Below are 23,902 nucleotides of genomic sequence, written 5' to 3'. Positions count from 1 at the left end.
CATTTAATTTTAACGTTTAGAAAATAGACTGTTCACCCATCGATGTATGGGGAAAGTATGAAGTGCGCACGGGCATTCCGAATGGTTACGGTAAAGCACTGTCAGTCCCTGCAGGACATTAGATGCCTGCCGGAAATCACTTTGCGCTGTATGCGCACTACGAAAAAATCTAAACGGAAAATTTAGGCGGCTGCCAGATGCTGCCGGTATAGCTTGAATTTACCTGGCAGTCTTTTAGGACAGTATTCCTTGAACTGATAGGCTGCTGGGGAAGATTAAGGTCCGGCATTTTAAAGCTGAACTTTATTACCGAAACACTGCAGCACGAACACTGGCAGAATGGCGAACAGTGGTCGTCATTATCACTGCTGTGATTATGCGACAGCTCTTTCTGCGCAGTTTTAGAGGAAATACAGCTATTGTATACATCACTGCATGGAACTGCAAGCAGCCCTAGAATGTAAAGTAATAATATTGTTGTTTTCCATCTCATGGGACAAATGTATAAAATAGTTTATGCAATCCGATTGCAAAGTGACCCGCTACATTGTAAGCAAACTAAAAACTTACCCGCTGCCGCATATCCGGATTTCAGGCAAGGATTAATTCCTTCATAATTTTATGTTACACAAAGTAACAACCCAATTTTGTAGACATTCTGAATTATCGACAGATTAGGTAAAAAAAAATTGCTTTTCTTCTTTTCTTCCGCTTAATGAAGACATAATTGCCTTCATACCGGCAATGCAATATTTATATATGAAGCTTCATTCCCTCATGGGTCGGCATAAAGCCCAAGCTCTCGTAAAACCTCAAAGCCTCTGGCCTTTTCTTGTCTGTGGTCAGCTGGACCACATGTGCCCCTTTCTGCTTTGAACGCTTTATGGCCCACTCGAACATAAGCCTTCCGAATCCCTTTCCTCGGTCTTCCCTCCTTATCCTGACCGCCTCTATCTGCGCCCTTACTCCGCCCTGATAGGTAAGATACTGGATATAGCTCAGCTGCATGGTTCCGACCAGATCTCCAGCCCCATTAGTGACGGCGATAAGTTCCTGCGAGGGATCAGCATCAATTTTCTGAAACGCCTTTATGTAGGCCTGAGGTAAAGGAAGCTGGAAATCCTCCCTGTGCTGCCCAAGGGCATCATCAGAAAGGAGCCTGATGATTTCGGGCAGATCGTGCGCTTCTGCTCTTCTAAACTTTAAACTCATACTGCTTAATTGATTTAAAATAAACTTCTTATGAGATTAAACTGCCTTTTCAGTGCAGTAGTTCCCACAATACGCCTGCAAAGCTAGTAAGCAATGTTATTATATTTTTCAATCAAATACTCCCTGTCAACGGCTCCGTCCATCCATTTCCTGACATCTCTGATGCGCTCTTTAACGTTTTTGATTTGGATCTCCATTATCTCACTGTCATCGAGATCCAGATGAGCGGTGCTCCTGTCTTCTGTAAAAAAAGTCTTGTACGGCAGCCAATTCTCCTCCGTCAGCCTTCCGTATGGAGATGACTCCGCGGTCTCGCGAAGTTCGCTAAAGTATAATCCGTTGATTTTTTTTGCCGAATTCTCAACTTCAAGAAAGGCAAAAAGCCTTTGGAGGAAAAAAGATTCCCCAACGCTGAATCCTTTTGAATCTTCAACTGTATATAATACTGGAGAAGAACACTGCTCTGCATCAATCCCGCTGTAATCAATATACGCGCAAACTGCATTGGGAACGCACACCACATCCAGATGATGATGGATTGCAGCGATTTCATTTTTTTTGTAGAAATTGCCTATAGTTACAGCCGCCGATTTATTTGTCAAATCAGTGTTAAATGCAAATATGCCTTTAAAGAAAGGTACGGAGCTCATACCTGAGTCGAATATTTTATCTATTCCCTCCAGCGAATCTGCCAGTGTACCGGAATCAAGGGTCGTCTTAATTTCGATTACGGCAATCACGGCCTCCTTTTTGACCACGACCAGATCATCCTCTCTAAAAACCGGAATATAATTATGCTGGTCGTAAATTATGATATCGATCTGCTTGCTGCTGCCCTCGATGAATCCTGTAGCCACATGAAACTTTTTTGGCACATATTTTCGAAGTACGGAAATAAAAAGCTGCTCTCTATAATTTCCAACAGTCTGTCCGTGGCTTATTACATAATTGATCCTCTCGCTCTGGCTCTTTATTTCATTTGAGATGGAGGAAAGATATCTTTTCTTGTTTTCTAGTTCGATCCTGTCGGGACTCAAAGCAATAAACTCATCCCTCTTCAATTTGACATATCTTAATGAATTGAGTGCGATATGCGATTTAATTATTCCCTCTGCATCCGACACGGAAACCCCAAGTTCTTTAACCAATACATTGATGCACTCAGCGGTCTTTAATCGGTACTGGTCAGAGAAATGCAGCGTATTGATAAATATATGCCAATTTTTTCTGATCTTCTTCTGCAGATCAAGATATGGACCCGAATCGAATGAACGGCGCCTGTCAACAATTAAAAACGGATCGACCTGCTGCTCAAACTCCTCTATTGTATATCTGACCGTTCCTTTTGCCATGGCGTCCGGAGCTATTGAGTGCCACAAAAATTTTACTGCATTTTCCTCTATTTCCGAAATCTGCCCAAGCATGGCAGCGTTATAATGGTCGTTCTTATTTACAATAAGATGTTTCCCTTCCAATAAAAACTTTAAATAATCTTTTGTCGGCAATCTGATGTTTTTTAGGTTAATATTTAAAACTGGGCATTACAGTTTTTCTTCAAGTTTATACACTAGGAAATGCTGCAGTGCAAGGCGAATTTACCATTTTTTTTCTTAGCATTTCTCGCCCTACGCCAGATACTGCCGCTAATTATCGGCTCAGACCGTAAAGCGCACCTGAGCCTCTTGCATTTGGAGATCACTCAAATTTCGGCACGTTATTTGTTTTTTTTTTATAAAACATTAATTTACCGCTGATTAACTAATCTGAAAATTATGAAAACAACTTTATTTTCTCTTCTGTTCTTCGCAATGGCTATAAGCGCATCCGCCCAGAACCAGCCTTCTTCCGGCACCAATGCATTTCCCTGCATCGACGCTGCATACAGGCTTTACAGCACAAACAATATGTGGACCTATATCAAACTCAACACCCGAAACGGACAGATGTGGCAGGTCCAGTGGGACACTGGAAAAAACAGGTTCGAGTCTCCCCTTTCGCTCAAGGCGCTCGCCGCACCCGATCAGGAAAAAAACAGCAGATTTGTCCTCAGCCCCACCACCAATATATACAATTTCATTCTGCTGGACCAGCTTGACGGCCGTGTCTGGCAGGTGCAGTGGTCAAGCAAACCCGAAGAGCGCGCCATTTTAGCCATAGAATAGAAAAAGGACGAAAAAGCATTTTCCTTTATCGGTCCGCAGCATTATTTTTGCACTCTGCTGCGGACACTGCATTTAAATATTGGATAGGCATTACTGCACAAATGGACGAAGTTAAATCTTTGCTATATTTGTTTTTATGCCGGCTGATTTTCTTTAAAATGCGTTATATTTGGCCGGAACAAACAATTAAAATCAGCATTTCCCCTCAAGCATGAAGCATTTTAAAGGCATATTGATAATGGCGCTCCTTGCCATGCGAATGCTTTACGGCGTTGAAATCCACAGCGTCTCTTCCGTGCTTGCCGATTGCGCCGAGATGCAGAATATTTCAGGCAGGAAAGCCCACCAGTGCGCCGTAGATGCGCCCCATAGCAAAAAGAAAATCCGCATAAGCGCTTCTTCCCAGGACAAAAAAGAAAAGCATAAAACCCCTGCGCTATTAAAATCGCTATCAGAAAAATTTACTGATGAAGCGCTATCGCTTCCTCATAGCAAAAGCACCGCCTATTTTAAGCTGAACACTGCATTTGCAGACGCTTCAAAAAACTCCCTCTACAGACTCCATTTCTTTTAGACTCAAAATTCAGTTTCAAATTTACCGATTCGCTGGCTTAACTATCGATAGTACGCTCATCACATCGTAAAAGAAGGCCGTTTTTTATGTTCTCTGCTGCAACCTGCGATTTCCAGCCTGTAAAACAGCGACCTATCCAGCTGCAAGATCATATATAAAAAGTGCCGGCTTACGAGAAAAGCCCGTTTTTTAGCATTCGGCTTCAAGAGTCTGATATGCCCTGTAAAACTATGGCAGCCCGCACTCCCGCTGCGCTTTCCAATACAGCTGAAAACCTGTTTAAACCAATTAAAACCAGACCCGCCGACGGTCTGCAAATCAGTATGGCTATTCTGTATTCAGCCGGAATAACCATCGATCATTTAATGCAATGAAAAATTTAATTCTTTCTTTTATATCACTTTTGGCAGTCCATAGCGCCCAGTCACAAAAAAACTCGCTTAAGAGATACCTCGAAAAACAGGATGCTTCCATAACCGATACGGTCATCTGTTTGAAATCCTCGGATTCGGTCTGGGCTGATCTTCCCGTGACCCTAATCAGGGGGCGTGAAAAAGGTCCAACCCTTACCCTAGCCGCCGGAATCCGCGAAGGCGGATTTTCCGCCGCCGCTTCCCTGCTGCAGCTTCGCCGTGAGATAATGCCTGAAAAGCTCAAGGGAAACCTCATTATAATTCCCGACGCTGATGTGCAGCGCTACAGCGGCCGCAGCTCCCAATCCCACAACATCCGAATGTCCCATCTTTCCGATGCTTTTCCGGGCAGCGCCAAGAGAACCGCGGCAGAATTGATCGCCGATTTTATTTCGACTGGTGTCTTTGACGCCACTGATGTATTTCTGGAGCTGAACGGCTGCTATTGCGGCAGTGAACCGATAGCTTTTATGTGCTACTACGACAATGCGGAATTCATGCAGCAGACAATGCTGGCGTACCGCCTGAGCGAAGCAAGCGGACTCGGCACCATCCTGAGCCATCCGTACCCGCTCTCATCAGGAGAGCCTTCAAAATGTGCCGTGAAGCAGGCGGTCAGGCTGGGAATTCCGTCATTGAGCATGACATTAGGCGGATATGAAAAACAGGGATCCTCCAGCCAGCCACCGGCTGAAGAAACGCTTTACAGGATTATGGCAGAATTGGAAATCTACAACAATGGCACAACAAAGCCTTCCCGCGCAAAGAAATCCAGGTATAACAGAAAGGCCTGTATAAAGGTTCCATTTCAGGGCATATTCTGCAGCTCCATTAAGCCAGGGGATAAAATCAAAGAAAGCCAGAAGATAGGCTATCTGACCGATATTTTCGGCAACAGGAAAAAAACTCTCAGAGCGCCCGAGTCGGGCACCGTACTTTATAAAACAGATGCAGATGCTGTAAATGCTGACGAAACTGTAATCTGCATCGGATACAGGATCCAATAGCAGAAATATCTGCTGGATTTCGATTTGGAGCAGTTTCTGCCAAGACAGATAACTACGCTGCGCACTGCATACCTCTATCCATTTCTTTAACACAATTAAATCAAAGATCATGAATGAGATTTTAACCACCCCGCTTTGGGGAAACACAATATCTAAATGGCTCACAGCACTGATAATTATAATTGTCCTTTTCGCGATTATAAAAATATTCAAAGTGTACATTTTCAAGCGGCTCAAAAAATGGGCAGCTGCAACCGCCACATCCTGGGATGAATTCGCAATGGAAGTCATTGAGAAGAACATTCTTCCCCTGCTGTACATAAGCACCGTTTATTTTGCCCTGCAGACTTTGGCCTTGGGCCTAAGGGCAAAAAAAATTCTTCATACGGCATATATGATTGCCATCACTTTTTTTGTAATCAAAATAATAATTGCCGCTTTCAAAAAATTCGTGCTGTCCTTTATCAAACGCGACCAGGACAGCGAAAGCAAAGAAAAGCAGGCAGGCGGGCTTATCGCCATAGTCAATATCATCATCTGGCTATTAGGCGCCGTATTTCTGATTGATAATATGGGCTACAATGTGACAACCATTGTAGCGGGTCTGGGTGTCGGAGGTATCGCTATCGCGCTTGCGGCACAGACCGTGCTTGGAGATCTCTTCAGCTATTTTGTCATCTTCTTTGACCGTCCATTTGAAATCGGAGATTTTGTAACGGTGGGCACAGACAGCGGCGTTATCGAATATATCGGGATTAAGACCACCCGAATCAGAACCCTGAACGGAGAACAGCTTGTCTGTTCCAATACAGACCTGACCAACTCCAGGCTGCGCAACTTCAAACGGATGGAAAGAAGAAGGATTGTTTTCGCAATCCGTGTCACCTACCAGACCACTGACATGCAGCTTAGGGACATTCCCGGTATTGTTGGAGAAATAATAGCCTCGAAAGATAAACTGAGCTATGACAGGGGGCATTTTTCAGGTTTTGGGGATTTCAGCCTTAACTTTGAATTCGTCTACTACGTCGATGACCCGGATTACAATTTCTATATGGACGCCCAGCAGGCCGTCTATCTTGAAATTTTCAGTGCCTTTACAGAAAAAGGAATTGAGCTTGCATATCCAACGCAGACCATACAGATTGAAAGCCTTCCGGTATTCTCAGTTGCAAGGAACTAAATAACAACATACTAGGCGATATTCTTTCGCTGAAAAATCTTCACATTTATTAAAGAGACAATTAACCAATAATTGTCTCTTTTTCTGCTGACATAAAGCGCAGGCGAATGGTTTTGATGGTCAATAATCGTTTTCCCTTCCATTTTGGCTGCTCCGATATTTAAAATAGGCTCCCAAGGCATCACAAGCGGAATGCTAAAAAGTATCAGGCAATAATGGCAAGTATGATATCATAGACAAGCGCTTTAAGCTCCTTATTACAGAGCGATAAATCCCTGTCGGGCGGATTTCCATGATAAATCAGGTTCCTGACTTTAATAAGCTGGCCAAATTCCACATCATAATCGTTCGGATCCAGATGGAGATATTTTATAAAACCCTCAAACTGATCGATTAGGCCGGTCTTTTTAATAAAGGATACTTTCTCAAAAGCTTTAGAATCAAATTCCTGTTTATCTGCGTCCGCGACTATTTCACCGATTTCTTTTATCTTCTTTTTTATGAACTTATTAATAGAGCTTTCTGATCCTGTAAAAGCATATTCTTCCTTGACAGTGAAAGCACTGCCGTCCAAGGGCTCATTTAGAAAATAGTTCCTGAACTTTTCAACGATGTTGTAAAGAACCATGAAAGCTGAAATATCATCAAGGTGCTTTATCCTTACGAGTCTGGGAACAGCCTCCTGTATAAGCTCCCTGAAAGTTTGGAATTTCTCAAAATTTACCGAATCTGCAAAATCGTAAATATTCTGATATTTGTCCTTCAAATGAAATTCCTGCGAGGAATCAAAGTTTTCGCCGGAAAGCTTAAAGACTTCTCTGGTGCCAAAATTATCCCTATCATTCACCCTGAGCAGGGCATTGAAAAAATCAATGTTCTTCTCCCAGTACAGGGACATCAGCAGGCATAAGTCTTCTCCGAGGGAAAGCAGCTCCAGATCTTTAACTTTTTCGCTGTCATCCCTTAGAGCCAGCTGCGCATCTCTGGTTATTACAAAATCCTTCTTTGGTTCGCCCTGTTTATAGGAATGGCTTAATGAAAGCATAAATTCGACAGGACCAAACCTGGTCCATCTGTTATGGTTCCGTTCAATGAATTTGTCATCTGAATCATAAGTTCCAAGCTGGCCGTACTGGATATATCCTGTGAGATGGGAAATGGCATTGTCTGCCAGGCTGAATCTTGCGTCAGCGGCATACCTTCCATTCTGGAAAAGACAGAAATTTCGAATAACCAGTATGACGGATTTCTTGTCATGATCGAAATAATTAGTTCCATGAAAATCTATCAGAGAGCTTTCAGAAAACTCAAAAAACTCCGGGTTCACCCATTTATATGGCGATAATGCAGGATTTACCAAGTCCAGGATGCTGGTTCCTGCTTCTGCAAGTGCTCTGAATTTCTCGTACAGATGATCAGAGGGCTTATAATAAATAATCAGCTGCGCCTCTTCAGGTCTTCTCTGGTTATAAATCAGTCTCGCATCAAACTGCGAATCTCCGCTTTCACCGGGAAAGCCGTCCAGCAGTTCTTTATGCTCTGACAGCTTTAGCAGTATGGGCACATCATTTTGAAAGTAGTCTTTCATTATTATAAATTATAATTAAAGCATTATTTAAGTTTAGACGGCGCAGAATAAAATATGCAGCTGGCCAAACTTATTAAAATAAAACAGAAAAAAACGCAGGTAGAATTACCTGATATCTCAATTTCTCTTATTTCTGGAGAGCCAATCAATCTAAAGATTTTTGCTAAAATCAATATTTTACACCACATTTTAATGTACCCTTACAACCGAAGATTCAGGAAAATCGACGTCAAGATATTTCTTTATGATTCCGGTTATAACATCAATGCGGGTCCCGATAATCACAGATCGGTTTTTGACAGGCCAATCGGTCATTATTGCAGTTAATTTTGGCTTTACAGTTCCCGAAATCAAATGCGAAGGATCCGTATACCACAAGCCGCACCCGCTGATTCCGTGAAGGTCTGGTCCAGTTCCAAAGGTGCCATTCCTGCTGTTATACGCAGATTTTTTATTATAGTGGGCAACAACATTAACTGCCGGATTTCGATTTAAATTAGAATATTGATCGAGTTTCGCCGGCGAAGTAAAATGAAAAAACGTGGTGGCATCAAAAATATCGGTCTTGTACAAAACTTTAGACTTTGTTGCAGGGTAACCAAGAAAAGTGTAGCACTCCCCGTCTTTGAATGTGTGGTTGATTGCAAGATCATCTGCCTGGACAAAACTGTATCTTCTTAAAATATGCTGGACGCAATTATCATTGAGTTTCAAGACCGCCACATCTACTCCATCTCTCTCCCTATTTGCAGGACCAATATAAAAAGTTGTCCCGCCTGGCCTGATCGTTTCATAATCTTCCGATAAGAAAATAAATAAATCCCTGTACCTGTCAAAAACATGAGCGGCTGATACAAGAAAATAATGCTCTTGAATCTGGATAAACACACCTGTCCCATGAACTTTATAGTTGGAGGTATCAGTGAGAAGAATGCATGTGTAGTTCCTCATTGAACCCAGACTCATTAATTGAAGCTCTCTATATAATTCTTCCGGTGTTTTCATATCGCAAAAAATTAACTAAAAAAAATTATCATACTAGATCTGATTGATGATTTTTAACTTTCGTTGAAACCCTTATGCTCAAATGCTTTGTGCAGCCAATTCAATAAAAATAATAAAAATAAAAAAAATAAATTGGCTCTTGTTCTTTTTTACGCTGTCAGCTGCGTTAATAAAATTTCCAGAACAAATGAGCGGCATCGGCTGCCTGCAAAGCAGTTCGTCTAACTAAACAGCCTACAGAAATTTCTCTGCTCGAGGTATCGGCAGTGCTTGCTGCATTTAACAGGTTATAATAATTATTCCTTTAGGATGCCCGCAGAATATCCAATACATTATTTTCAAATTTACCATTAAATTTACTGCAATTCTTGCGGTCGAACTCTATTGCCGCCAAATGGCGGAAATTAGAGACAATTAAAGACATCATATCGTTTGAGCCATAAAACAAAATAAGTTTGAATCATCGTCTAATTCATAATTGACAACGAAGTGTTGAAAAAAATGCAGATATGATATACTCTAATTCCGCTGGTAAAAATAATGCCTTACCAAAACAATCAATTGAGGTAAAGTCTTTTCCATTTTCGTCATCTGAGAAAACCTCTTTTACCTTTATAGACCTATTTGCAGGCATTGGAGGTTTCCGAATGGCAATGCAGTCTGCTGGCGGAAGATGCGTGTATTCCAGTGAATGGGACAAGGCGGCTAAAACAACATATTTTACAAATTTCGGTGAGATGCCTCTAGGTGATATCATGCTGCAGGACGTTAAGGATTCCATTCCAGCTAAATTTGATGTGCTCTGTGCAGGATTTCCCTGCCAGGCTTTTTCAATTGCCGGACTCCAGAAAGGATTCTCAGACAGCAGAGGATTGCTATTTTTTGAAATAAAAAAAATAATTGAAAAACACAGGCCAAAAGCAGTAGTACTGGAGAATGTAAAAAATTTAGTAAAACACGACAAAGGACGGAGCTTCAAAACAATACTCGACATTCTTGAAGGGGATCTGGGTTACAAGGTATTTTATAAAGTCCTCAACACAATGACCCATTCCAATATACCGCAGAATCGGGAACGGATTTTCATCGTCTGTTTCGATCCTTTACAGGTAGCGAATCACTTCAGATTTAAATTTCCAAAGAAAATACCTTTGACAAAAACTGTAGCGGATTTTCTGGAAACAGAGAGACAACTGGAATGCTATTATTACTCCGCCAAGAGTTCTATCTACACAAAGCTTGAAAAAAATGTCACCCGAAATACCGCGGTTTATCAGTGGCGCAGGACTTATGTCCAGGAAAACAAAAACAGTGTCTGTCCAGCATTAACAGCAAACATGGGCACGGGCGGCCATAATGTGCCGATAATAAAAGATTCTTACGGCATACGCAAACTGACTCCCCGAGAATGTTTTGCCCTGCAGGGATTTCCCGTTGACCAATTTATTTTTCCCGAAATTTCAAAAAGCAGCCTTTACAAACAGATAGGTAATTCAGTGACGCTAGGTCTTGTGCAGAAAATTGCCGCTGAAACGGCCGCAATATTAAAAAGCAGTTAAACTCCATTTATAAATGGTTCGAGAACTGTCTTGTTGCTTCTCATATTTTCGATTATAGCTTGCTGCTCGATTGGGCCACAAAAATTGATTTATATCTCAGCAATCAAGTAATTATTCATAGAGCCAAAGAAAGACAAACTTACCCTAACATAAAAAATTGTTTTATAATCCTCCATAAAATTTGTAAATTTAAATATTAGTTTAATGCCATGAATCAATAGAGTTTTTATAATTCTTACATCCATCCCCGACGGTACATCTAAACCAAAATTATAAAGCCAATGAAAGACAGACACTACATGTAGTAAGCCAATCTCTTCAAATCTTCCAAAAAATTTATTGTAATTTGTCCCGTAGATCACTTAAGGAGACAACTATCAAATAGTTGTCTCTTTTTTTATTCCCTTATGTGTGGATTTTTCAAGCCTTTACAGCCTAATATTTGCGGTTCGATTTTTTTTTTCGCAAGAAATTCTTAGTCTGTTTGAAATAAACAGTCTTAAAGTGGCGCTATCAGAGAATTAATCGAAGCTGAACGATGGTTCGAAATCCCGTTAAGGATATAGGATTTTTTTCTCTTTTCGTTTATCGTAATTTTTTGATAATAAAAGTAGTAATTCCAAATAAGTTAACTAAAGGTACCGCACAAACTCTTCCCTTTTATCATAGGGAATATCGTAATGTAGTGACTTTAGTTTCATGGTATTCCAAGGTTTCCACACATCGGCCAAATCAGTATTGGTTACTTTATGGTGTTCCAGAATTCCATGAATAAAATAATCTTTCAAAGGCATCGCTAATTCTCTTTCCTTTCCATCCTTTGTAAGCAATACACTGTGTTTTAGTTCCTCTTTATCATTCACATGAAAGGTAAATACACCGCTGTCCCACGAACTTAAATATTCTAAGTCGCCATCTTCATCATACTGCACCGACAAAAGCGCATTATCTTTCTCATATTCAAATATCATAGACATCATAGCCTGATTTACCCACTGATAGAAAACTTCCGCCGTATTTAACCAATCCTGTTTCTCTTTTTTAAAATCCCAATAAAGTCTGTGAGAATATGTTTTGTCCTTGTTTATTTCTATGATAAAACGGTTAAATTTTTCTTCGGTTTTAATTAGTGTTTCAAAATATTCCGAAATTTTTTCTAGTTCATTATCAATAGGATCAGAATCTATTTCTGTAGAAACTGTTTCTCCCGATTCTGAAATATATCGTACCAAAAACTTGTAACTTCCAGATGGAGAGAATTCATATCGTATAAGCAATTTTACATATGGAAATTCACTGTAATGATTATATACAGCTTCCACTATTGGCATTAAATTTATACTCATTTTAAGGATTTTAATTTATGAAAGTAACAAAATTTTTGTTACTCGGTGTTTTCAATGTTGTATATATTTGACAAACTCATCTCGTTTGTCACATGAAATATCATTATGAAGCGATTTCAATATCATAGTATTCCAAGGAGAAATAAACCAATTTTTAGCTCCAATGGAACAACAATTAATTATTTCATAAGGCCAAAGAAAGACAATCCCGCCATAACTTAAAACATTCTTTATGAATCCTCAATAATATTTGTACAATTGTATATCTGTGTACAGCCATATAATACTTGAGTTTTTATTATTTATATAACAATCCCCAACGGTACATCTAAACCAAAAATGCAAAGCCAATCAAAGACAGGCACTACTTATAGTAAGCCAATCTCTTCAAATCTTCCAAAAAGTTTATTGTAATTTGTCCCGTAGAGGTCACAAAGCCAAATGGCGCCAATTGAAGACAATTTGGCGCCATTTTTTATTTGTTTGAAATGATTCGCTTTCTTGGCGTTAAAAACCAGCCACTCTTTTTTCTCTTTTATGTTTCGCTTTCATAATTGCAAAAGCCCCGAGAACAATTAGAAGCATTGGAATTGCAGCTATGTTTACTCCTTTACATCCCCACCTGCTCAGAAGGCCACCTGCTGAAAGGCTCGAAATGCTCATGATAATGTAAACAAAAAAATCATGAAAAGCCTGGACTTTTTCTTTTTCATCTTCTCGATATACCTTTGACAATAAAGTTGAGCCGCCTACAAACATAAAGTTCCAGCCTATTCCAAGAAAGATAAGACCGGACACAAAATGAAGAAAATCAGTGCCTGTCAGAACCAGATATAAATGCAAAAACAGTATGCCTACACCAGACAGAATTATTCTGCCCGTGCCAAATTTCTCAATCAAAGTGCCGGTAAAAAAAGAAGGCACAAACATTCCAAGCACATGCCACTGTATCACAACAGACGAATCATCGCCGGAATAGCCGCAGTGGTGCATTGCCAAAGGTGTTGCGGTCATAATCATTATCATCACGGAATATCCTACTGCCGAGGATAATAAAGCCAAAATGGTTTTATTCTGTCCCATAATTTCCCCCAGCGGTCTTGATTGCTTAAACTGAAAATCCTTCTGCTGCGCCGTTATACGTTTTTTCTCTTTTAGACCAAAATTAACCAGAAAAGAAATGATACTCAAAAAAGAGATGGATAAAAAGGAATAGGCAAATGAAACCGCGCCAATATTCTGGGTAGATCTGGCTAAGGCCGGTCCCGCAATTGCGGCCACAACTCCGCCTCCGATCACAAATGATATTGCTTTTCCTTTGATCTTCTGAGGAACCGAATCGGCGGCTGCAAAACGATAATATTGTGTAAAAGCCTGGCAGACTCCTATAAGGGTGTTTCCTAAAACAAATAGAACAAATGAGTTTTTTAAAATAGCGTAAAATGAAAGCATTCCCGCAAGCACGCCGATGATTGTCCCAATAAGAAATGCTTTTCTCTGGCCCATCTTTTAATAATAAGAGAAGCGAGAATCATCATAAGAACGGTTCCAACTGAAATCATAGCAATGGGCAGCGTAGCCAGACTTTTCTCTGGCGCAATCTCTAAACCGACAAGACCAGATAAAGCCATAACCAATATAGAGCCCGTCTGAAAAAGAGCTTGGGCAGATGAAAACAATAAAACTGTACTCCATCTTTTTTTTATTTTATTCCTCATACTTTTTTTTAAAATTAAATGACAGTTCCGCAAAAAGCGATTCCCCGCGATCATTGTTGTACCAGTTTTGCAGAGCAGCCTTTCCAGTTTCAAAACTGGCATTCTCAGCTTTCATCTTTTCCATAGGTTGGGATATATCTGGCGAAATTGTAGAAAAAACGGAAGGTGCCGATGGTTTTGAAGTAGGCGAAGCGGTTTTTGCACTTTCACCAAATGCCCGTGGCTATGCCGAATATGTAGCGGTGAAAGTCGATTTTTTAGCTAAAAATATTAGGAGAAAGCAAAAATAAGCAAAACGGTTAAGACCGTTCATATACAGTGGTTTATAAAACGTGAGGCAAAATTTGGAAGTAGGTGTCCGACAAGTTTTGGGCTTAAAATGACAAGGTTAGGTTACTAAATCGTTCAGGCAAATCGGTTTCTTACACCAATGCCGCCCCAACAGAGTTTACCGAAAAACTAAAGCAGTTTGGCGTTCCCGAATTTGCCATTTTACTAACCGCCGGTTTTGCCGAAGATCAGAAAAACCACCAGTTTGAAGAGGTAACAAACGATCTGGAAAACCTTTTGGGAAGAAAACCTTTGGCATTGAAAGAAGCATTAAAAGAAATCTATGAGTTGTAACAGCCCATACGACCTCATTAATGGTAAAATCTTACACCACCACACTCAGCATTTGCCGCGTGTGGTGGTGTATTTTAGACTGTTTTTTTTTTGTTAGTTTTGCATATATAATTCATCTGACAGATTGATTAAGAATATCCAATATTTCTTCCCAGGTCAGATGCACATAAAAACGATGCAAGATTTTGAGTACATAAAAATTGTTCCTGACAAACGGCTCTCCGGTTTTGTGGAGAGTTTCCTGCTATGCGCCAATCATACCGATGAAGATAAAGAAGTCATTATTTTTCCCGATGGAAGAGTGGACATTATGTTTAGCTGTACAGATCAGGAACCATTGGTAGCCGAATTATTTAATCTGGATAAAAAAGCAAGGCGGTATATTTTCAAAAAGCAAACAAAGCTTTTTATGGTATGTCTTACCTTGCTCGGTGCCGAATACCGGCTCGGATACAACGGGACAGATTTTGGAAAAGATGAGATTCGGCTTCCCGCAGGTTTTTGGGATATTTCTAAAGAAGACCTTACAAGCTTAGATAGCTTTGCAGAAAAGGTTTCGGAAAAACTTTTGGAAATATTCCCGAAAAAGATGGATGAAAGAAAGCAACAGCTTTTTGAGCTTATCTATTCGTCAGGTGGTAAGGCGTTATCAAGTACCCTTCTTACAGCAAGAAAAAACTCAAATGGCTAAAATCGCTTTTGGAACGAATTTTTTAATGACACAACCAAAGAACACTCCGTAAAAAATCAATTTAATTTTGACGATGGACATTACAAACCTTCCCGAAGATCTATGGGAACATAACGAAACTCATACTTCGGATTTGCAAATTTTCAATTACGAAGTGTATAAGAACGGTTCTAGAAACAAGATTGGCCTGAATAAAAATGTATTCAGTTTCTTATTGGATGGTCAAAAAAACATTCACTTTTCTAATGATATCATTTCAATCAATGAAACACAATCGCTACTTATCACATCTAATAATGTTTTGGTTACCGAACTGGTAGGTGTAAGCTCATACCGTTGTTTACTCTTCTTCTTTTCTCACAAAAACATCACCGATTTTTTATTGAAACATTCCCATTCTTTCAGTCAGAATGCCTCAGATAAAAAGATAACGGATCTACCTTATTTCCTCTTAGAGAAAGACAATTTTATCATCCATTATATTCATTCGCTCCAACAGATTTTTGGTTTGCAACAATCTATCTCTCAAAAGATTTTGGAACTGAAATTTGAAGAAATAATGCTTTATCTGGCTGATAAATATGGGACGGTATTTTTAGATTACTTACATTATTTACTAATCAATGAAAGAGAATTATCATTTAAAATGGTAATTGAAAAGAACCTTTATACGAACTTGAATATTGACGAAATAGCCTTTCTGTGCAATATGAGTGCCTCTACTTTTAAGAGAAAATTTATAAGTATATACCAGAAATCTCCAGGGAAATGGTTTCAGCAAAAACGGCTTAACAAGGCCAAAGAATTGTTACATAATAACCAAGTCACACCTTCCGAAATTTTTATGGACTTTGGCTATGGCAGCTTGTCAAATTTTAGTGCAGCCTTTAAAAATGAATTTGGGTATAGCCCCAACCACATCCACTCTAATTGACCTCTTTTCATAACTTATTGAACCAAACTAATAAACGAAGCAGCGCTGGTTTTTTCTAATTTTGTCTGATTAAAGAATTGTTTAACTAAAAAATAAAAACAATGAAAAAATTAGGATTGTTAGTTCGGTTGGAAGCAAAGGTCGGCCAAGAAAAAAACGTTGAAGATTTTATTACAGGAGCATTACCGCTTGCTCTTGAAGAAGCCGGTACCGTTACGTGGTATGCATTCCGTATTGATGCTTCTACCTTCGGTATTTACGATACTTTTTCAAACGAAGAAGGCAGAGAGGCACACCTTGGCGGTAAGATCGCAAAAGCATTAATGGAAAATGCACCAGACCTATTGGCAACACCTCCGTCTATTGAAAAATTGGACATTTTAGCTGCCAAATAGCCTAAGATAATACCATTATATTTAAGGGAGGATTTTGCAAAAACTCAGCAAAATCCTCCCTTAATTGTTCAAAAAAATATCTTCTCTTCCTCATTTTTTACATATCTAAAAAATCAACCCAAAAAAGCTTACGTCCTTTGTGGAAAAAGCGGTCAAATTGACCACACTTTTTCAGCATAAAGTGACCACCGATTTCGGGTCAAACTGACCACCCCTTTTCAATTTAAACTGACCACCTTGTTTCGGTTCAAATTGACCACCTAACACTACTTCTTTTCATGCTGTTAAACCATGGATCTGTATAAAAACTACAGACTATGGCAAATAACAAACTAGACATGAACAAAATCAGAAAAGTCATTAAGTTGCACTGCAACGGCAAAAGCAAGCTGTTTATAAGCCGATATTTATCTCTTTCCAGAAATACTGTGAAAAAATATATCTCTTTATTTGAAGTGCTGGGATTAAGCCTGGAAACTGTCAACAAGAAAACTGACACTGAATTGGACGAGCTGTTTTCTCAGGGTCCGACAGAAGTTGTTTCCTCAAGAATCGAAGATCTGTATGCTTATTTTCCTCAGATGGAACGGGAATTAAAAAAGGTGGGCATCACCATACAAACTATGTGGGAAAGGTATATTGAAACCCATCCCGATGGTCTTAGAGTAACGCAGTTCAGGAACCGCTTCAGAGACTGGAGCAACAAGGTAAACCCTGTGATGCATATGAATCACAAGGCTGGCGATAAAATGTATGTGGATTATGCTGGAAAGACACTCTCAATTATAGACAAAAACACGTCCGAGGTTCAGGAAGTACAGTTTTTTGTTGCCATACTCGGTGCCAGCCAGTATACTTACGCAGAAGCGTCAATGAGCCAGCAGAAGGAAGATTTTGTAGCTTCGGTAGAAAATGCAATGCGTTTTTTTCAAGGAACGCCTGCCGCAATTGTGCCTGACAACTTAAAATCTGCCGTAGTCAGAACCAGCCGCTTCGAACCCACCATTAATGAAACTCTTGCAGATTTAGCTGAACATTATGAAACCACTATTCTGCCCGCAAGAGCCTACAGGCCCAGAGACAAATCTTTAGTTGAAGGAGCAGTCAAGATACTTTACAGAAGAATTTATGCAAATCTGAAAGACTCTAAATACTTCAGCATAGAAGAACTGAACCAGGAAATATGGAATCTGCTCGATGCGCATAATAACAAGAAACTTACCGGAAGACCATACTCTCGTTTTGAACTCTTTATGGAAGATGAAAGACATGAACTGCAGCCTCTTCCTCTGGAACGCTTTGAGATTAAATACCAGTCTCTGGCAACAGTAATGCAGAACGGGCACGTCCAGTTAAGCCAGGATAAAAACTACTATAGCGTGCCCTATCAATATTTAAAGAAAAAAGTAAAGCTGCTCTACACCAGCTCTACTGTTGAAATATACTTCAAATACAACCGTATAGCCACACACATCAGAAATCCAAAGCCCTACATCTATACCACAAATCCAGAACATATGGCAAGCACACATCAGTTTGTAGCACAGTGGAATGCCTTAAGGTTTATTGAATGGGCCAACAGCATTGATCCGGCAGTAGGAGAATATATTATGCAGATAATAGAAAGCAGGAACCACCCCGAGCAGGCCTATAAAAGCTGTCTAGGCATATTGTCTTTTGAAAAGAAAGTAGGTGCAGAAAGATTAGCAAATGCCTGCAAACGTGCTCTGGACTTTAAGATTTATAATTTTAAAACCATACAGAACATCTTAGAAAACAGTCTGGATAAGATACCTATGGAACACGAAAAGGAAGAAGATCAGGATCTTCCCGACCACGGCAATATCAGAGGAAAAAATTATTATAACTAAAATCAATTTACAATGAATGAATCTACTGTAGCAAAAATGAAACAGATGAAGCTTCATGGAATGCATAACGCCTTCATGACAGCTATCGAGAGCGGTAAAACCGATCATTATACCATTGACCAGTTTATGTCAATGATAATAGATGCCGAATGGGATGAACGCCACAACAGGCGTATTGAACGCAGTATTACCAATGCACTCTTCCATTACAAATCAAATATTGAAAGCATCAATTTTGACCAGTCCCGGAACATTGACAGAAATCTTATACTCCGGCTTGCAGAATGCAGTTTTGTAGAAAAGAATGAAAATATACTAATCACAGGAAGCACAGGTGTCGGCAAAAGTTTTTTAGGAACAGCACTTGGTTATCAGGCCTGTATTGAAGGCTATAGAGTAAGTTATTTTAATACTGCAAAATTGTTTGCAAAGCTGAAAATGGCCAAAGCAGACGGTACATACCTGAGAGAACTGATGAAAATACAAAGGCAGGATGTTATCATACTAGATGACTTTGGACTCCAGGCATTGGACAGCCAGAACAGAATCACACTTTTAGAGATCATCGAGGACAGGCACAACAATGGTTCTATTATAGTAACCTCGCAGATCCCCGTTCAGGGATGGTATGACATAATCGGCGAGAAAACCATAGCAGATGCAATCCTTGATAGATTAATACATCAGGCCCACAGGGTTGAGCTGCATGGGGAATCAATGAGAAAGAAAAAAAGCATAATCAAGGAATAATTATTTATCTATATTTGAAACAATAATTAACACACGAAAAAAAGTAGTTTTTTAGGTGCTCACTTTGCACCGAAATTAGATGGTCACTTTAAACCGAAACGAAGTGGTCACTTTAAATTGGAAAACAGTGGTCAATATCACTGAGTTTTACACTTTATTTATCTTTTATCGTTTTACAGCCCCGGCAGCATTACTGTTTTTTATCCTAAGGATGGGCGCGCAAATGGTCAGAAAAGGAAACAACATTTCCAGCTGATTGTATCCAGGATGCATGGCAGTACTATTCGCCCCTTGAAATCCGCCCAAAGGATTTTCAGAACTCTCCCAAGTATCGAATCAACCCCTACAGGTTTTATCCACGCTTGAAAGTGCTTCCCGTATTGAAACGAAATGGCTTTAAGACAAGTTTTTATGAGGTAGCACCTCAGGTGTTGCTTTCATCATTATTAAAAGACCACTGTGCTGAAACTCTGCTGAAAACTAGGCAGATTTCATGGCTCCGCTATTACCTTGAATCTCCCCATCAGCATGTCCTGCGTAACTGGCAGGCCGTAAAAATATGTCTTAAAAAGAATTATACAGTTTCCGATTTTGGAATTTGGGAGGATTATATCGAACTTTTGCGTTGGTTTAAAAAAGACATAACCTCCGCCCTGCTCGTCTGTCCTGCTGATTTACACTTGGAGCATGACAGATTGGTGGAGAAAAAACAGCAGTTGCTGAGAAAAAAATATCTTGTGAAAATGCGTGCGGAAATAGAAAAAGCGCAAGGTCTGTATGCTGAGGAGAAAAAACAGTTTTTCGGGTTATGCTTTTCAGGGGCAGGAATTACTATTTCAGTATTGGAGAATGTTTCTGAATTTATGACCGAAGGCGACAGCCTGAGACACTGTGTTTTTACCAATGAGTATTTCAAAAAGATAGATTCCCTGCTCTTCTCTGCACGCATTGACAACAAACCAATCGAAACTATAGAGGTTTCTCTTTCTAAAATGGAAATAGCACAGTGCCGTGGTTTGAGGAATCACAATTCAAAACATCATAAAGCTATTTTCAGTTTGATGAAAAAAAACCTTTATCAGATTCGCTCCCGAATGAAAAAGAAGAAAGCAGAACAATGCTAAAAGCGGAAAAACCGAAGAACTTTCGGTTTTTCCGCTTTATAACATTTCAGACACTGAAATTTTCCTTGCTGATTTATAGCAATCTTCCTCTTAGATTGTTCAAATCAAAAAAAAATAATTACTGTTCAATAGCGTACTGCCTTCAATGCAGACTATTAAACAGGGGAAGAAAAATCCATTTCTAAATAAACTATGAAAAAATAACAATTTTAACATTTCATTTATAAACAGAGATATTTTTATAATTATCTTTGTTTACGATTTTACATGTCTTATGAAAAGATTCCACATCATAGTAATTATTACCTTAGGTTTCTTCTTGATGCCAATGGCTACTTTTGCTTGTGGAAAACTTTCTGGAAAGATTTCTTATACTAAAGAAGCTTCCAAAAATCATGACAATGATTGCTGCTCGAAAGATGGCAGTCATTCCAAAAAAAATAATGATGGCTGCTGCGGTCATAAATGTGGGCACAAGTCATGCGGTTGTGTCTCAATCTGTAACGGAGGAATTACTTTCTTTAACCAACTTGACTTTAAAAACATCACTATAAGTGTTTTTTCTAAAAAACAAAAATTCCACAGTTCAGAAACCTCCATTCTCTCTGGTTTCTATACTATCTGGCTTATCCCTAAAATAAGCTAAATACCTTTTTTGACAGCCATACGTGTGTCAAAAAAGGAAGCCTAACTGCTTCATTTTTTTATTTTTCGCTTTTTGTAGAATAATTCTCTATACAGTTCTTGTATGCAATTATTTCTCAAAAGCAATATTCACTTCAAATACATTTTAAAATGAAATCAATTCAAAAAGGATTGATGGCAATCACTCTATTGCTGTCAGTCATAGTGTTTGGCGCACCTATAAAAAATGCAAAAAACATAAATGCAAAAATTTATGGTAATTGTTTAATGTGCAAAACTGCTATTGAAAAAGCAGGAAACATCAAAAATATCGCTTCGGTAAACTGGAATGAAAACACCAAAATAGCGGCTATTACCTATGATGAGAAGAAAACAAATCAGGATGAAGTCCTGAAAAGAATTGCCTTAGCAGGATATGACAGCGACCAGTTCTTAGCTCCTGGTGACGCCTATGCAAAACTTCCACAATGCTGCCAATATGAAAGAACAAATATGGCGGCTCCAATAAAAAAATCCGAAATGGATATGGGTAAAATGGATCATTCACAGCATACAGCCGCAGTTCCTGCAGATGCACAAGAAAACAGTCCTTTTAAAGCAATTTTCGACAGCTACTTTGATGTAAAAGATGCTTTGGTGAAAACAGATGCTAAAACTGCCGCATTGAAATCTAAAGAGCTCCTTACTGCAATCAATGCTATTAAAATGGAGAACCTAAAGCCAAAAGAACATACTGCATGGATGAATGCAATGAAAAGTTTAGCTTCAGATGCCACAAATATTTCTGAAAACCAAGATGTAAAAAAGCAAAGGGAATCCTTTAAAAGCCTTTCCAAAAACACGTACGATCTTATAAAAACTGCTGATCAGCCGCAGCCGGTTTATTATAATCATTGTCCAATGGTTGATGCGAATTGGCTCAGCAAAGAAAGCGGCATCAAGAATCCGTATTACGGTTCACAGATGTTAAGCTGTGGATCAACTATAGAAACAATCAAATAATCCCAAATCAAAAAATGAAAAATATAATAACCGTTAGTTCAATGCTTGGAGTTTTAATTTTAGGGACCGTTTCGCTGTTTTCTTGCAGTAAAATGGATGATATGAATATGTCCGATCCAAAACTGAATATAAACTATCCTGCCGCTTATGTGGTCAATGGTCAGGACGGCACAATTTCAGTAATCAAATTGGAAACTAATGAAGTTACAGAAACCTTAAGCCTAATGGGCAGCGGCAACGATATGATCATGTGGCCGCACCACATTTCTTTACATTCCAATCATCTGGCTATCGGTGTACCCGGAATGGACTTCTCTGCAGGCCATACCGCAGGTATGGGAGGAATGACAGGTAAACTCCTTGTAATTGACCCAGCCAGTGGGGCAACAGTAAAAAATATCAGCCTGCCAATGATGAACCACAACACAATATACAGCCCAAATGGTTCAGAAATCTGGGTGCCGCAAATGGACATCAATGGAAAAGTTCTGGTTTATGACGCCTTAACATACGCATTGAAAAGCACCATTGCAGTTGGCATGATGCCCGCTGAGCTTACCTTTTCTTCTGATGGGACTAAGGCTTATATTGCTAATGGAGATGACAATACTGTGTCAGTTATAAATACCGCAACCAAGCAGGTTACAGCCACAGTTGCTGTGGGAAAAAACCCTGTGGGTGCCTGGACAGGAACTGACGCCAGAATGTATGTTGATAATGAAGACGGGCAATCTATCTCGGTAATCAATGTGGCAACCGATGCCGTAGGCCAAACCATTGATCTAGGATTTATGCCTGGAATAGCGTCTCACAATGGAAATAAGAAAGAACTTTGGGTAAGTGATCCTGTCAATGCAAAAGTCCATTATTGGACCTGGGACCAGACTAAGATGATGTGGGTTCATGGAGGTGTATTCACTACTGGTGCCGGTGCACATGCTATAACATTTACAGCAGATGGAAATACTGCCTATGTGACCAATCAGACCGCCAATACGGTCTCTGTTGTTAATGTATCAAACCATACGGTCTCTAAAACGATTAATGTCGGTAGAAAACCCAACGGATTGGTGCTGAAAATATAAATCTGATATAAAGGCATTTAAAAGGCAAAATAGAGATTGGATTTGCAATCAAAAAAAGAATAATTCTTATAACACTCAAACAAAGGAATGTTAGACAAAAAAACATTCATTAGAGATAAAAACTAAAAAAAATGAAAAAACTAATTTTCTCAACCCTTGTAATGGCAATTGTACTTACAGCTTGTAATTCAAAAAACAAAGAAACTGCAGCTCCTGAAGCGGCTTCCGGGACAGCTCAGAATGACTCGCAATTGTATGCCTGTTCCATGCATCCTGAAATTACAGGAAAAAAAGGAGACAAATGTTCCAAATGCGGAATGGAATTAACCGAGCCAGTAAAGGAAACGGCCGGAAAAAGTGCAGAAGTAGAAACAGCCCAGACTGCTCAAGGAACATTTTCTATAAACGAAATCGTGAGTAATTATCTGTCCCTAAAAAATGCATTAACCAAAGATGATACAAAAGGAGCTGCAGATGCAGGCAAGGCATTATATGCAGTTTTTAACAGTGTAAATCCCAATTCGATAGATGCGAAATTAAAAGCAGAATATCTTGATATTGCTGATGATGCCAAAGAACACGCAGAACATATTGGAGCTAACGGCGGAAATATTGAACACCAGAGAGAGCATTTTGCCGTGTTAAGTAAAGACATGAATGATTTGATAAAATCTTTCAAATCAGAACAAAAATTGTATCAGGACTTTTGTCCTATGTATGATGGCGGAAAAGGAGCTATTTGGATAAGCGAAACCAAGGAGATCAAAAACCCATATCAAGGAAAAAAAATGTTAACCTGTGGTTCTATGAAAAAAGAACTATAGTACAGCTAAGTACTAATAAATTTATCGGGCTGTTTACATAATGACCACTCAATTTTCTCGTGACTAATGATGTTCATAATTTATTGAAATGTATCTAATTTTTTTAGACTACGCCGTGCGATACTCTTTGCTGAATATTCACTTATTTCCCATGTGTTTATTGTGTAGACAGTCCAATAGATATTTAGAA

Annotated in this window: 23 protein-coding genes; 16 read left to right on the top strand and 7 right to left on the bottom strand. The window is 39.3% G+C overall.

The genetic code is table 11. The features are described from left to right. Positions 1-169 precede the first annotated feature (169 nt). The 3 genes from BOW57_RS21030 to BOW57_RS05245 form a co-directional block, all read right to left on the bottom strand. A complete protein-coding gene (locus tag BOW57_RS21030) occupies positions 170-493 on the bottom strand; it encodes a DUF6660 family protein (protein WP_371413511.1) in 324 nt (107 codons plus the stop codon). Positions 494-753: 260 nt separating this feature from the next. Next, positions 754-1,212 (bottom strand): GNAT family N-acetyltransferase, encoded by a 459-nt coding sequence (locus tag BOW57_RS05250; RefSeq protein ID WP_129022515.1) that lies wholly within the window; start codon positions 1,210-1,212, stop codon positions 754-756. Positions 1,213-1,295: 83 nt separating this feature from the next. Further along, positions 1,296-2,717, bottom strand: coding sequence for a DUF6602 domain-containing protein (locus BOW57_RS05245; RefSeq protein ID WP_129022516.1), 1,422 nt, complete (start codon positions 2,715-2,717; stop codon positions 1,296-1,298). A 267-nt stretch (positions 2,718-2,984) separates the two neighbouring features. Between BOW57_RS05245 and BOW57_RS05240 the strand changes: the two genes are divergently transcribed. The 4 genes from BOW57_RS05240 to BOW57_RS05225 all read left to right on the top strand — a co-directional run bounded on the left by BOW57_RS05240 (position 2,985) and on the right by BOW57_RS05225 (position 6,551). Then, positions 2,985-3,374: a hypothetical protein gene (locus BOW57_RS05240; RefSeq protein ID WP_129022517.1), complete on the top strand. Its 390-nt coding sequence runs from the start codon at positions 2,985-2,987 to the stop codon at positions 3,372-3,374. Between the two features lie 211 nt (positions 3,375-3,585). Continuing rightward, positions 3,586-3,948, top strand: a complete 363-nt coding sequence (locus tag BOW57_RS05235; protein ID WP_129022518.1) for a hypothetical protein — start codon at positions 3,586-3,588, stop codon at positions 3,946-3,948. Positions 3,949-4,318: 370 nt separating this feature from the next. Next, positions 4,319-5,368 (top strand): succinylglutamate desuccinylase/aspartoacylase family protein, encoded by a 1,050-nt coding sequence (locus BOW57_RS05230; protein ID WP_129053275.1) that lies wholly within the window; start codon positions 4,319-4,321, stop codon positions 5,366-5,368. A 109-nt stretch (positions 5,369-5,477) separates the two neighbouring features. Then, the gene (locus BOW57_RS05225) at positions 5,478-6,551 is read left to right on the top strand and encodes a mechanosensitive ion channel family protein (RefSeq protein ID WP_129022520.1); all 1,074 of its coding nucleotides are present in this window, start codon (positions 5,478-5,480) and stop codon (positions 6,549-6,551) included. A 205-nt stretch (positions 6,552-6,756) separates the two neighbouring features. On the opposite strand, the gene BOW57_RS05220 is transcribed toward BOW57_RS05225, so the two are convergent. Together BOW57_RS05220 and BOW57_RS05215 are read right to left on the bottom strand one after the other, a co-directional pair. Continuing rightward, positions 6,757-8,139, bottom strand: coding sequence for a hypothetical protein (locus BOW57_RS05220; RefSeq protein WP_129022521.1), 1,383 nt, complete (start codon positions 8,137-8,139; stop codon positions 6,757-6,759). A 189-nt stretch (positions 8,140-8,328) separates the two neighbouring features. After that, entirely contained in the window at positions 8,329-9,027 is a 699-nt protein-coding gene (locus BOW57_RS05215; protein WP_129053274.1) for a hypothetical protein, read from the bottom strand. A 626-nt stretch (positions 9,028-9,653) separates the two neighbouring features. Here BOW57_RS05215 and dcm point away from each other — a divergent pair. Next, positions 9,654-10,703 (top strand): DNA (cytosine-5-)-methyltransferase, encoded by a 1,050-nt coding sequence (gene dcm / locus BOW57_RS05210; protein WP_129053273.1) that lies wholly within the window; start codon positions 9,654-9,656, stop codon positions 10,701-10,703. Between the two features lie 632 nt (positions 10,704-11,335). Here dcm and BOW57_RS05205 read toward each other — a convergent pair. Together BOW57_RS05205 and BOW57_RS05200 are read right to left on the bottom strand one after the other, a co-directional pair. Then, entirely contained in the window at positions 11,336-12,049 is a 714-nt protein-coding gene (locus BOW57_RS05205; RefSeq protein WP_129053272.1) for a hypothetical protein, read from the bottom strand. A 507-nt stretch (positions 12,050-12,556) separates the two neighbouring features. Next, positions 12,557-13,555 (bottom strand): MFS transporter, encoded by a 999-nt coding sequence (locus BOW57_RS05200; RefSeq protein ID WP_241687387.1) that lies wholly within the window; start codon positions 13,553-13,555, stop codon positions 12,557-12,559. Positions 13,556-13,718: 163 nt separating this feature from the next. On the opposite strand from BOW57_RS05200, the gene BOW57_RS05195 reads away from it, so the two are divergent. The 11 genes from BOW57_RS05195 to BOW57_RS05145 all read left to right on the top strand — a co-directional run bounded on the left by BOW57_RS05195 (position 13,719) and on the right by BOW57_RS05145 (position 23,712). Then, on the top strand, positions 13,719-14,057 hold the full coding sequence (locus tag BOW57_RS05195; protein WP_129022524.1) for a hypothetical protein: 339 nt from the start codon (positions 13,719-13,721) through the stop codon (positions 14,055-14,057). Between the two features lie 458 nt (positions 14,058-14,515). After that, on the top strand, positions 14,516-15,082 hold the full coding sequence (locus tag BOW57_RS05190; protein ID WP_073411755.1) for a hypothetical protein: 567 nt from the start codon (positions 14,516-14,518) through the stop codon (positions 15,080-15,082). Positions 15,083-15,155: 73 nt separating this feature from the next. Beyond that, a complete protein-coding gene (locus tag BOW57_RS05185) occupies positions 15,156-16,016 on the top strand; it encodes an AraC family transcriptional regulator (RefSeq protein ID WP_129053271.1) in 861 nt (286 codons plus the stop codon). Between the two features lie 101 nt (positions 16,017-16,117). After that, a complete protein-coding gene (locus BOW57_RS05180) occupies positions 16,118-16,411 on the top strand; it encodes a putative quinol monooxygenase (RefSeq protein ID WP_073411759.1) in 294 nt (97 codons plus the stop codon). Between the two features lie 317 nt (positions 16,412-16,728). Then, positions 16,729-18,282, top strand: coding sequence for an IS21 family transposase (gene istA, locus BOW57_RS05175; RefSeq protein WP_073414698.1), 1,554 nt, complete (start codon positions 16,729-16,731; stop codon positions 18,280-18,282). A gap of 12 nt (positions 18,283-18,294) precedes the next feature. After that, on the top strand, positions 18,295-19,032 hold the full coding sequence (gene istB / locus BOW57_RS05170; RefSeq protein WP_073411995.1) for an IS21-like element helper ATPase IstB: 738 nt from the start codon (positions 18,295-18,297) through the stop codon (positions 19,030-19,032). A gap of 368 nt (positions 19,033-19,400) precedes the next feature. Further along, on the top strand, positions 19,401-20,156 hold the full coding sequence (locus tag BOW57_RS05165) for a PcfJ domain-containing protein (RefSeq protein ID WP_241687393.1): 756 nt from the start codon (positions 19,401-19,403) through the stop codon (positions 20,154-20,156). Between the two features lie 274 nt (positions 20,157-20,430). Then, entirely contained in the window at positions 20,431-20,802 is a 372-nt protein-coding gene (locus BOW57_RS05160) for a hypothetical protein (RefSeq protein ID WP_035690951.1), read from the top strand. Positions 20,803-20,951: 149 nt separating this feature from the next. Then, positions 20,952-21,803: a DUF3347 domain-containing protein gene (locus BOW57_RS05155; RefSeq protein ID WP_008463764.1), complete on the top strand. Its 852-nt coding sequence runs from the start codon at positions 20,952-20,954 to the stop codon at positions 21,801-21,803. Positions 21,804-21,817: 14 nt separating this feature from the next. Further along, on the top strand, positions 21,818-22,888 hold the full coding sequence (locus tag BOW57_RS05150; protein ID WP_008463763.1) for a hypothetical protein: 1,071 nt from the start codon (positions 21,818-21,820) through the stop codon (positions 22,886-22,888). A gap of 131 nt (positions 22,889-23,019) precedes the next feature. Further along, positions 23,020-23,712, top strand: a complete 693-nt coding sequence (locus BOW57_RS05145; protein ID WP_008463762.1) for a DUF3347 domain-containing protein — start codon at positions 23,020-23,022, stop codon at positions 23,710-23,712. Positions 23,713-23,902: the final 190 nt, after the last annotated feature.

The sequence above is a fragment of the Flavobacterium sp. YO64 genome (assembly GCF_004119505.1).
GTDB lineage: Bacteria > Bacteroidota > Bacteroidia > Flavobacteriales > Flavobacteriaceae > Flavobacterium > Flavobacterium oncorhynchi.
Note: the sequence above shows the minus strand (reverse complement) of the source record. Positions and strands in the feature narration are given on the sequence as shown.

Bases quoted from the DNA above. Each gene is read 5' to 3' on its own strand.
- BOW57_RS21030 (WP_371413511.1), bottom strand. From the start codon at position 493: ATGAGATGGAAAACAACAATATTATTACTTTACATTCTAGGGCTGCTT.
- BOW57_RS05250 (WP_129022515.1), bottom strand. From the start codon at position 1,212: ATGAGTTTAAAGTTTAGAAGAGCAGAAGCGCACGATCTGCCCGAAATC.
- BOW57_RS05240 (WP_129022517.1), top strand. From the start codon at position 2,985: ATGAAAACAACTTTATTTTCTCTTCTGTTCTTCGCAATGGCTATAAGC.
- BOW57_RS05235 (WP_129022518.1), top strand. From the start codon at position 3,586: ATGAAGCATTTTAAAGGCATATTGATAATGGCGCTCCTTGCCATGCGA.
- BOW57_RS05230 (WP_129053275.1), top strand. From the start codon at position 4,319: ATGAAAAATTTAATTCTTTCTTTTATATCACTTTTGGCAGTCCATAGC.
- BOW57_RS05225 (WP_129022520.1), top strand. From the start codon at position 5,478: ATGAATGAGATTTTAACCACCCCGCTTTGGGGAAACACAATATCTAAA.
- BOW57_RS05220 (WP_129022521.1), bottom strand. From the start codon at position 8,139: ATGAAAGACTACTTTCAAAATGATGTGCCCATACTGCTAAAGCTGTCA.
- dcm (WP_129053273.1), top strand. From the start codon at position 9,654: ATGATATACTCTAATTCCGCTGGTAAAAATAATGCCTTACCAAAACAA.
- BOW57_RS05205 (WP_129053272.1), bottom strand. From the start codon at position 12,049: ATGAGTATAAATTTAATGCCAATAGTGGAAGCTGTATATAATCATTAC.
- BOW57_RS05200 (WP_241687387.1), bottom strand. From the start codon at position 13,555: ATGGGCCAGAGAAAAGCATTTCTTATTGGGACAATCATCGGCGTGCTT.
- BOW57_RS05195 (WP_129022524.1), top strand. From the start codon at position 13,719: ATGAAAACAATAAAACTGTACTCCATCTTTTTTTTATTTTATTCCTCA.
- BOW57_RS05185 (WP_129053271.1), top strand. From the start codon at position 15,156: ATGGACATTACAAACCTTCCCGAAGATCTATGGGAACATAACGAAACT.
- BOW57_RS05180 (WP_073411759.1), top strand. From the start codon at position 16,118: ATGAAAAAATTAGGATTGTTAGTTCGGTTGGAAGCAAAGGTCGGCCAA.
- istA (WP_073414698.1), top strand. From the start codon at position 16,729: ATGGCAAATAACAAACTAGACATGAACAAAATCAGAAAAGTCATTAAG.
- istB (WP_073411995.1), top strand. From the start codon at position 18,295: ATGAATGAATCTACTGTAGCAAAAATGAAACAGATGAAGCTTCATGGA.
- BOW57_RS05160 (WP_035690951.1), top strand. From the start codon at position 20,431: ATGAAAAGATTCCACATCATAGTAATTATTACCTTAGGTTTCTTCTTG.
- BOW57_RS05155 (WP_008463764.1), top strand. From the start codon at position 20,952: ATGAAATCAATTCAAAAAGGATTGATGGCAATCACTCTATTGCTGTCA.
- BOW57_RS05150 (WP_008463763.1), top strand. From the start codon at position 21,818: ATGAAAAATATAATAACCGTTAGTTCAATGCTTGGAGTTTTAATTTTA.
- BOW57_RS05145 (WP_008463762.1), top strand. From the start codon at position 23,020: ATGAAAAAACTAATTTTCTCAACCCTTGTAATGGCAATTGTACTTACA.